A 9,731-nucleotide genomic window follows, 5' to 3' on the forward strand; every position below is an offset into this window, starting at 1 on the left:
CATCATTAGCATCCGGCATGATGTGATGTTTACATGTTCCAGTAATTGAATGTACATAATGATATCAAAGTCGCTTAAAATAGTCATAGGCGGCTTTTCATCCAGACAAAACTGGTCTTTAACGATAGCTTTTAAAGGGTTGCAATTTTTGTCGGAAGGTATTTCGTTCATGTAGATGTAAACCTCATCCATTCGGATTATTTGTTTTTTTATATCGTCCCAAAATTCATTTATAGCCAGTTTTAAATTGTTAAATGAAGCCAGGTTAATAATGTGCCCAAGGTTGTTATTCAGGTAGCACTTGCCAAAGTATAACCGGTTAAGATTATGAATGAATACCTGCTTTAACAGATGAGGCTCTAAGGTATTATGGGTATTATTATTCATGTTATAATAATTGAAACTTTATTAAGAATAAGGAGTGCATTACAATTAACCAGTATATAGGGTACACTAAGAAGCATGTAAGTTTTATTTTGTTTTAATGTGTACGGATAAACTAACTTTGCCCACTGATAAGTACAGTTATGAAATATAAATTAGGCGATTTTGTAAGGTTTGTTGATGAAAAAATGGAAGGTTTTATAACCCGTATCATCGACGACCAGATGATTGGCGTTACCGGCGAGGACGAGTTTGAGATTCCTGTGCTGGCGAGTAAAGTTACCACTGTACACGGCTACGAGCCTGCCGGGTCAAAAAAAAATGCGGTTGCTGAGGAAAAACCAGTTGATTTATCGCAGTTTGATAAAAAAGGCATTTATGTTGGTGTTGTTGCGGACGCAAAGGCGCAGTCGGTAGTACATTTTCATTTGGTGAATACTACATCGTTCCAATTGCTTGCTGCGTTCAGTACCGAAAAGCAGCAGGTGTTTAAAGGTGAGTTTTCCGGGGTAATAGCGCCGCGGTCATCAGAAAATATCTATTCTGCCCAACTGGCCGATCTGCAGCTATGGCCCACGTTTATTTTTCATATTATTTATAATACGAAGCAAAATATTGAACCACCTGCACCGTTGGTAGTGAAAGAAAAATTTAAGGCGAAAGATTTTTCGACAACAAAAAAACAGGTGCCTTTATTAAACCAACCAGGCTGGATCATCAGGCTCGATGAACCGGAGTTGGTGATAGACGCTCAAAAACTGAAGGAAAGCTTTTTTAAGCCCGCTGAAGAAAAAGTTGTATTTGAAAAACCGGTAAGCGAGGTTGACCTGCATATTGAAAAACTGCGGGACGACTACCAGTTTTTGCAGAGCAGCGAAATGCTGTCTATCCAGCTGGCCCATTTTCATAAAGCCCTTGATGCCGCTATTGTACACCAACTACCCGATATAACTTTTATACACGGTGCCGGTAATGGTACGTTACGGCACGAACTGCAAAAAGTATTAAGTAAACACCCTAAAGTACAAACCTTTATGGATGCAAGGAAAGAGAAGTTTGGTTATGGGGCAACCAAGGTAATGTTGAAATAGAAACATAAAATTAGGCAAGGCGAAATAATCTTCTTATGCAAGGCACTTCCTTTGCATAGGGAGATGGTTTTTTGCCTTAATATGTGTATGTAATTACTACAACGTATCCGGGTTGGGGATAAAATTCATAAACGCCTGGAATTTGGCATAGTAGTTTTGCATGTTAAGCTGGTAATAATAGGCACCGCGTTTGGAGCCGGCTTTATCCTTATCCGCCAGTTTAATAAGTAGCCCTGTAGCCAGTACACGCTTGCTGAAGTTACGTTTATCGATCGTGGTATTAAAAACACTTTCGTACAGGATCTGTAGCTGGGGAATGGTGAATTTGGTAGGTAAAAGCTCAAACAGGATAGGATGCATAGCCGCTTTGTAACGGATGCGCTTACGGGCCTGCTCTACCATTTCCTGTTGATCAAATATCAGTTTTGGAACCCGCTTAAGCTGGAACCATTCGGCATGGTAGTCGGCGCTTATTTGTGTTTCGTATTTATGGATATCTATCAGGGCGAAATAGGCAACCGATACAGTACGCTCCAAGGGGTCTCGGTTGGGGTCGCCAAAGGAGTATAATTGTTCAAGGTACACGCCTTCCAGGCCGGTTAATTGCTTTAAAATGCGGTTAGCAGCCTGGTCTAAACTTTCATCGTTCTGCACAAAACCGCCCATCAAACTCCAGTTGCCTTTTTCGGGCTGAAAGCCCCTTTTTATCAATAATATTTTTAGAACCTCCCCATCAAAGCCAAAAATTATGCAATCTACCGCTAATAATAACCTGGTTTGTTTGGAATACTTAAGCATTTTTCACTTTGAACTTTTGTTATAAAAACAAATATAAAATAACATTTGATATATGTGAACTAAATGAAAAATGTAAGAACAATCTGGTACATGAATGTAAACAACCGGGAACATTTGTTGTGTTTTAATAACACTTATATGCAGTTTAATGCACTTTTATCTAAAATGAGTTTTCCCGGTATTAATATTTGTATACCAGGGAAAAATATTTAACTGATTCGAAAAAAAATATTGAAATATTCGAGGCAAAATCAATGTGTCTTTTTTGCAAAATCAACAGCGATTTCACCGATTTTTCAATGATGATTTCACCGATTTTGATAGCTAATTGGTTCTTATCATTTTCAAATCTTCAAATCACCAAATCTTCAAATCAACAAATTATTTTCCTACTTTGCCTTCCTGATATAAATACTGCCAAAGGTGGTTTTCATCATGATCTCGGGACCACCGCCTGCTATTTTGCCGTATACCCAGTCGTCAATTTTAAGGCTGTACATACCGTCCTTATTGCTGCGGGTAACGTTGGGTTTATGCTGATCGGTTACTACGTCAAAATCGGTAAAGATGTCGCTACGGTCGGATTTTAGCTTCACGTTGGCTTTCAGACCGGCGGGAAAGGTTACATCAATTTTCCCGTTCAAGGTAGAGAAAGCCATGGCTGCCTTCGGATCGATAGACCTGAAGCTAACGATTACCGGACCGTTTACCGTAGTGGCCACTACCGAGCCTGATATATCGGTTAACTTGATGCTTCCGTTCACGTTGCTTACTTCCAGCTCGCCATCAAGATTACTGCCGGTAATATCGCCCCCGTTTACGGTTGATATTTTAAACGTACCTGCAGATTTTGGAACCTTGATAGTGAGATTAACAGATTTACCCATGCTGCTGTGTACATTAACCTGGTTGTTTTTTTCATCGGCGCTGATATCCATACCGTTGCTGTTTAAACGGCGCATGCCGCTTATCTTTTCTTTTTCTTTCTCACGCTCTTTCCGCTTTTCATCAATCTGCCCTTCAACCATAATGGTTTTGCCGTCGTAGCCGGTTACTGTTATCGAGCCATCTATCAAACCTACATTTAGTTTATAGGGTTTACCCGGGTCGCTCAGCGGAACAACCAGTTGCTCCTGCGCCCATAAACGGGTGGTTAATAGTATGGCTGCTGTAAATACACTTAAAATCTTTATCGTTTTCATGTTACCTTTATTATTGCTGTTTTTTGATATAAATATTCCCGTTAAGGGTTTCAAATTTGAAGAGTTTACCGCCCGAGCCGATGCGTACATCGGAGTTCGAACTCATTTTATAGGTAGTACCTGCACCATTTTTTGCTTCGGTTTTTACAACCTTACTGGGCATTACCTCGGCATCAGGGAAATCGGTAAAGAACTGGCCGTTCATGCTTTTGAAGGATAGATCTGCCGATAGATTGGCGGGATAGGTAATATTCATCTGCCCGTTAATGGTATGGTATGATGACTCGCCGGGAGGCACAGCCAGGTAGTTCACTGTTACCGGGCCATTTACGGTACGCGCAACGGTAGTTCCCTTTGCGTTGATGATCTCTAAAGAACCATTTACATTATTAACTTTCAATGAACCGTAAACATCCTTAACCGTAACATGACCATCGTTCACTGTTGAAACAGCAAGGCTCATATTAAAAGGCACTTTGATGGTGTATTCCAGTTGTACTATGTAATTTCGATGGTGCTCTTTGTCATTACGGTCCCAATTGTGTGGGCGGGTATCGTATGGTTCGGCAGTATAAGCTATTACGCTATCTGCTTTTTGGTCAAAGCCAAGTTTAAATTCTTTTTTGGCCATATCAACATCGGCCTGGGTTTTACCTTTAATAGTTTGGTCAATTTCCATCAACACCTTATCGCCTGCGTAACCCTCTACATTAATGCTTCCCCAAATGTTGTACACAACCACTATACCTTTGCCAAAAGTAAATTGCTTGCTGATGTGCTCCTTATATTCCTGGCCTTGTGCCAGTGTTTGGGCAAAGCAAAGCCCCAGCGCCGTAAAAACGGTGATCAATGTTGTTTTCATAAAATGGTTTTTCTTTTTTAAATGAGTTGTGTTATGGTTTGCCTTATCTTGTCTTTTACACCAGGATTCAGGTCCTTTTGTTTTAATAGTTGTTTAAATGAATTTACCGATCCTTTTTCCTGCAGCTTAAGCATCACATCTGCAATTGCCGACTGCATCAGCGGCGAATCCTGCTGAATGATAGATTGAATGAGCCCCTGCCTTACTTCCGGGTGCGCGGCCAGGTGGGTTAGGGCATCCAGCGTACTTAAACGTACATTCACATTTGGGTCGTTGTTCAGCGTGGCAAATAAGGCGTCAATCACTTCCTTATCGGCATGCCTGATCTCGCTGGTATAGCTCACCCCCCTGATACGCTCAGATGCCGAAGGATTTTCCAGCAGGGCCAGCATCATGGTTTGCTTCAGCTCATGTACCTGCGCGGTAAGGGCCTGTAACTGTTCATCCTGCTTACCGGCAGTGCTGGTGCCGAAAACCAGGAACCCGCATCCAAAACCGATGAACACGATAAGCAAACTGTAAGCCAGCGGCCAGCGTGGCTGCCATTGCCATAAACGGGCCAGCTGATCTTTAATACTGAATGCCTCTTTTTTCTCCTCAATCGATTCCCTATAGGTATCCAGCATCGCCTTAAACTTTACGGGGATATGGGCGCTGGGTTGGGGAACTTCTATACCGTCCATTAAATCCCAAACCTGCTGTATGGCGGTAAGTTCCTGTAGGCAGCCTTCGCAACCTGTTATGTGCTTTTCAAATTCTTCACGCTCAGCAGCGCTTAGCTGCTTGCTTATATAGCCGCTAAATTTTTCCTCGTATTGCTCACAATTCATCTTCATCCTGTTTAAGCTTCCATCCTGGTATAAATATCCTTTAATTCCTGCATGGCTCTAAAGGCACGTACTTTGGCGGCCCCTTCGGTTATGCCTAAAATTTGTCCTATCTCCTGGTATTTCAGTTCCTGGAAACGGCTAAGTGTTAATATTTCCCGGTTATCATCGCTTAGTTTTTTCATCGCCGTGTATAGGCCGGTATTAGCCTGCTTTTTTTCCAGGTGCTCATCGGCGCTGGCGCCGCCGGGCAGCCTGTCGGCCATTTCAGCAACATCATAATGCGCTCCCTGTACTTTGCCCTTCTTTTTAACCTCATCCTTCAGTACATTGCGTGCTATCTGGTACATCCAGGCCATAAACTCACCTTCGCCGGTAAAACTGTTACGGTACCGAAGCATTTTATAAAACACGGTTTGCACCATATCCTCGCTGGCCTCGCGATGATAGGTCATGTGGAACAGGAAGCCATACAGCGAACGGTAATGCCTTTCGAACAGCAAACCCATCCTTTCCAGATCTCCGGCTTTTACCCGGAGCATGATCGTATTATCACTTAATGCGTTCAAAAAAGACTCGGTCGGTTTAATTTATATATTGGAGAYAGCAGGAAAATAAAATGGTTACAGGAAATTAGAAAAAAATCGTGGATTTTTTTGATAAAGGATTTTTGGACAAAAGACAAAGGACGTTCGGACGAAGGACAAAAGAAGGCAAACACATCTTTTGTCCTTCGTCCGAAAGTCTGAAAGTCCTTTGTCCGAAAGTCCTTCGTCCGAAAGTCCGAAAGTCCTTCGTCCGAAAGTCCMAAAATCTTTGCTGCGTCATCTATTCTGAATATATTTAACCTCATGCAAATACACCAGCAAATTCTTCGCCTGCGGGAGCGCAAACGGGGCTTTCATTTAATTACTGCCGAAGTTTTACAGGCCATACCGCAAATAGCGGGCATGCGTGTGGGGATGATGCAGGTTTTTATCCAGCATACTTCGGCAKCGCTTACTATAAATGAAAATGCCGACCCAACCGTTCGACTTGATTTTGAAATGTATTTTAATAAGGCTGTGCCCGAAAACGACCCCGATTACCGCCACGATGATGAGGGGTCTGACGATATGCCGGCTCATTTAAAGGCAGCTATGCTGGGTAGTTCGGTAATGGTGCCTATCCGCAATGGTCGCCCTGCCTTTGGTACCTGGCAGGGTATTTACCTGTGCGAGCATAGAAATTATGGCGGCAGCCGCGACCTGGTTATTACCGCCTGGGGCGAGTAGGGTATAAGTTATAAATCACGCAGGCATCGCCCGGCTTATTATAAATGTTTGAGATTTTCACGATTCAAAATATTCCACAGGTTCCAGGTCATTCAATTCCTCATCGGTAAATAACCTGGAGCGGATAATAAACCTGATCCCCATCGGGATTTCGATGGAGAAGCTGGATCCCCTGCCTGGAGTAACATCAAGGGTAAGGTGCGTATGCCGCCAGTATTCAAACTGATCTATGCTCATAAAAAATTCGCAGGCTGCTACTTCGCCAATTTTTACATCGCTGCTACCAATTTTAAAGTCGCCCTTTTCAAAACACATAGGCGACGAGCCATCACAACACCCTCCGCTTTGATGAAACATCAGCGGTCCAAATTTGGCCTTTAGCTCAGCTATCACCTTTTCGGCTTCGGGGGTAATGGAAACTCTTTTGGTCATAGTAAGTATGTTTATAAGAATAATTCTTTTTTTGCGAGGGGATGGTTGGCTTGCAAAATAGCAGTGGGTATATTCTGCGCTATAAAAAACATACCCGCTGCACTTTTTAATAGGGGGTATTAATCTTTACTTTTTTAGACAGCCTCTTGGGTATTAAAAGGCGCTGCAATTACCCAATACAATTGCAGCAGCCTTAGCTTACCGGGCCTAAAAGAAGCCCAGTTTGTTCTTATCATATGAGATCAGCATATTCTTTGTCTGGCGGTAATAGTTCAGCATCATTTTATGATTTTCTCTGCCGAAACCTGATTTTTTATACCCGCCGAATGGTGCATGTGCCGGGTAAGCGTGGTAGCAGTTAACCCAAACGCGGCCTGCCTGTATAGCACGTGGTACCTGGTAAATTTCGTGCGCGTCGCGGGTCCAAACACCGGCGCCTAAACCGTAAAGGGTATCGTTAGCTATTGCAATAGCCTCGTCAACCGTTTTAAAGGTGGTAACAGATACTACCGGGCCAAAAATTTCTTCCTGGAAAATGCGCATTTTATTGTGCCCTTTAAATATGGTTGGTGTAATGTAATACCCGTTTGCCAGGTCGCCGTCAAGCTTTTGTACGTCACCGCCGGTCAGTACTTCAGCACCTTCTTTTTTGCCGATGTCCAGGTAGCTCAGGATCTTTTCGTATTGATCGTTTGATGCCTGCGCGCCCATCATGGTGGTTGAATCCAAAGGATCGCCCATTTTTATGGCTTTGGTGCGGGCGATAACGCGCTCCATAAATTTATCATAAATATTTTCGTGTACCAGCATGCGCGATGGGCAGGTACAAACTTCGCCCTGGTTTAAGGCAAATAGTACTGCGCCTTCCACAGCCTTATCAAAAAACGCATCATCGGCATCGCCTACAGATTCAAAGAAAATATTTGGCGATTTACCGCCAAGCTCCATCGTAACCGGGATCAGGTTTTCTGATGCGTATTGCATGATCAGTCTGCCGGTTGTAGTTTCGCCGGTAAAGGCAACCTTGCTGATGCGCGGGTTAGTAGCTAATGGCTTACCGGCTTCGGGCCCAAAACCGGTAACAATGTTTAACACGCCCGGCGGCAGGATGTCGCCTATCAGTTCCATCAACACCATAATACTGGTTGGTGTTTGCTCGGCAGGTTTTACAACCACGCAACAACCGGCAGCCAGTGCAGGCGCTATTTTCCAGGTGGCCATTAATAAAGGAAAGTTCCATGGGATAATTTGCCCTACAACGCCAAGCGGTTCCTGCAGGTTGATGCTTACAGTAAACTCATCATGTTCAGATATGCTGCTTTCTTCGGCACGTATGGCACCGGCAAAGTACCTGAAATGATCAACCACCAGCGGCAAATCGGCAGCCATAGTTTCACGGATAGCCTTGCCGTTATCAATAGTTTCTACCGTGGCCAGGTAACTCAGGTTGTCTTCAATTACCTGCGCTATTTTTAACAGCAGGTTACTACGCAAAGTTGCTGCGGTTTTGCTCCAGGTTTTAAATGCCGCTGTGGCGGCATCAACTGCTGCCTCAATATCTTCTTTGGTTGATCGCGCAGCCCTGGTAAAAACCTTACCGTCAATAGGCGAAATATTATCAAAATATTCTCCTTTAACGGGCGGAACAAATTTACCGCCAATAAAATTGTCGTACTTATCCTTAAATGATGGTCTTTGCGTTATACTCATAGTGGTTTTTGTTTTTTAATTGGTATAGCTAAGGTAGCAACCGATAATATCAATCATTTGCACAATGCTATCAATTGGGTGCATTATAGTTTCAATTTAAAATTGAATTATAAAGTATCGTTAACTATACCTAACTTGTTTTAAATTAAGCCAATTATGAATGAGAGAAACCTGGTATCTCCGTTTGCCCTAAGCGACAAAAGGGAGCTACAAACGCTTGTAGAAAACCGTAAGGCTTATACTTTGAACCACTGCGAGCTTAATATTTACGAAACTTACCAGCGCAGCGAGCTTGTGCCCCTAACTTTTAGCGACCTGGTGATCACCAGCATGCTGCGGGGCAAAAAAGTAATGCACCTGTTTGATAAGCCAGGCTTTGATTATTTGCCCGGCGAAACCGTAATTGTTCCGCCCAATGTTACCATGACCATTGATTTTCCGGAAGCATCTGAGCTTAACCCGGCGCAATGTACGGCACTGGCTATAAACCACCAGGAGATACAAAGTACGCTTGATTTTTTGAACGAGAATTACCCGCGTGCCAATAATGATAAATGGCAGCTTAATTATCAGCAGTTTCATTTTTTTAATAACCATGAGCTGGCGCAACTTATTAACAAGCTCATCAGCATAAGTACCGGCGATGTGCTCACTAAAGATGTACTGGCCAACCTAACCCTCAAGGAGTTGCTCATCCGCATTATGCAGATGCAAAACCTGCACCATATAAAAGAGAACCTGCAGCAGCTGTCTGCCGGTAACCGTTTTGCCTACATTTTGCAATACATTAAAAGTCACCTTACCGAAAAACTGAACATTGATGCCCTTAGCCAAATGGCCTACATGAGCAAGGCCAGTTTCTTTAGGGCCTTTAAGCATGAAATGGGCATATCGCCGGTTGATTTTATTATTAAGGAACGGATAGAATTTGCCAAGCAGCTTTTACGAAACCCTTACTGCAGCATTGCCGATGCCTGTTTTAAAGCAGGTTTTAATAACCAGCACTATTTTAGCCGCGCTTTCAGAAAAATTGCAGGCACCACACCAAGTTTATATAAAGCCGGCATATTGAAAATTGTTAATTAAGATTTTTTTTAGACAAAGGACTTTCAGACTTTCGGACAAAGGATTTTTGGAGCAAGGACAAAGGA

At 43.0% G+C, this 9,731-nt stretch carries 11 protein-coding genes; 3 read left to right on the plus strand and 8 right to left on the minus strand.

The window, feature by feature from the left end; genetic code table 11:
• Nucleotides 1-387, minus strand: a 387-nt coding sequence (locus AC1DPZ_RS16420) for a DUF892 family protein (protein ID WP_477405296.1), incomplete at its 3' end; no start/stop codon positions are given.
• A gap of 140 nt (nucleotides 388-527) precedes the next feature.
• Here AC1DPZ_RS16420 and AC1DPZ_RS16425 point away from each other — a divergent pair.
• Entirely contained in the window at nucleotides 528-1,475 is a 948-nt protein-coding gene (locus AC1DPZ_RS16425) for a Smr/MutS family protein (protein ID WP_477405298.1), read from the plus strand.
• 96 nt (nucleotides 1,476-1,571) lie between these two features.
• Here AC1DPZ_RS16425 and AC1DPZ_RS16430 read toward each other — a convergent pair whose 3' ends face one another.
• From AC1DPZ_RS16430 to AC1DPZ_RS16450, 5 genes are all read right to left on the minus strand, one after another.
• Entirely contained in the window at nucleotides 1,572-2,273 is a 702-nt protein-coding gene (locus AC1DPZ_RS16430; RefSeq protein ID WP_477405300.1) for an NUDIX hydrolase, read from the minus strand.
• A 389-nt stretch (nucleotides 2,274-2,662) separates the two neighbouring features.
• The gene (locus AC1DPZ_RS16435) at nucleotides 2,663-3,475 is read right to left on the minus strand and encodes a DUF4097 family beta strand repeat-containing protein (RefSeq protein ID WP_477405302.1); all 813 of its coding nucleotides are present in this window, start codon (nucleotides 3,473-3,475) and stop codon (nucleotides 2,663-2,665) included.
• A gap of 10 nt (nucleotides 3,476-3,485) precedes the next feature.
• The gene (locus AC1DPZ_RS16440; RefSeq protein WP_477405304.1) at nucleotides 3,486-4,337 is read right to left on the minus strand and encodes a DUF4097 family beta strand repeat-containing protein; all 852 of its coding nucleotides are present in this window, start codon (nucleotides 4,335-4,337) and stop codon (nucleotides 3,486-3,488) included.
• A 17-nt stretch (nucleotides 4,338-4,354) separates the two neighbouring features.
• On the minus strand, nucleotides 4,355-5,173 hold the full coding sequence (locus tag AC1DPZ_RS16445; protein WP_477405306.1) for a zf-HC2 domain-containing protein: 819 nt from the start codon (nucleotides 5,171-5,173) through the stop codon (nucleotides 4,355-4,357).
• Between the two features lie 5 nt (nucleotides 5,174-5,178).
• Complete coding sequence (locus tag AC1DPZ_RS16450; protein ID WP_477405308.1) at nucleotides 5,179-5,733, minus strand: RNA polymerase sigma factor; 555 nt, start codon at nucleotides 5,731-5,733, stop codon at nucleotides 5,179-5,181.
• Between the two features lie 282 nt (nucleotides 5,734-6,015).
• Here AC1DPZ_RS16450 and AC1DPZ_RS16455 point away from each other — a divergent pair, with 282 nt between their 5' ends.
• On the plus strand, nucleotides 6,016-6,438 hold the full coding sequence (locus AC1DPZ_RS16455) for a secondary thiamine-phosphate synthase enzyme YjbQ (RefSeq protein ID WP_477405310.1): 423 nt from the start codon (nucleotides 6,016-6,018) through the stop codon (nucleotides 6,436-6,438).
• A gap of 57 nt (nucleotides 6,439-6,495) precedes the next feature.
• Here AC1DPZ_RS16455 and AC1DPZ_RS16460 read toward each other — a convergent pair whose 3' ends face one another.
• The gene (locus AC1DPZ_RS16460; RefSeq protein WP_477405312.1) at nucleotides 6,496-6,870 is read right to left on the minus strand and encodes a DUF779 domain-containing protein; all 375 of its coding nucleotides are present in this window, start codon (nucleotides 6,868-6,870) and stop codon (nucleotides 6,496-6,498) included.
• Nucleotides 6,871-7,077: 207 nt separating this feature from the next.
• Nucleotides 7,078-8,580 (minus strand): aldehyde dehydrogenase family protein, encoded by a 1,503-nt coding sequence (locus tag AC1DPZ_RS16465; RefSeq protein ID WP_477405314.1) that lies wholly within the window; start codon nucleotides 8,578-8,580, stop codon nucleotides 7,078-7,080.
• 156 nt (nucleotides 8,581-8,736) lie between these two features.
• Here AC1DPZ_RS16465 and AC1DPZ_RS16470 point away from each other — a divergent pair, with 156 nt between their 5' ends.
• Complete coding sequence (locus tag AC1DPZ_RS16470; RefSeq protein ID WP_477405316.1) at nucleotides 8,737-9,666, plus strand: AraC family transcriptional regulator; 930 nt, start codon at nucleotides 8,737-8,739, stop codon at nucleotides 9,664-9,666.
• The last annotated feature ends 65 nt before the right edge of the window (nucleotides 9,667-9,731 follow it).

It is taken from the genome of Mucilaginibacter sp. P4_G9, assembly GCF_056400985.1.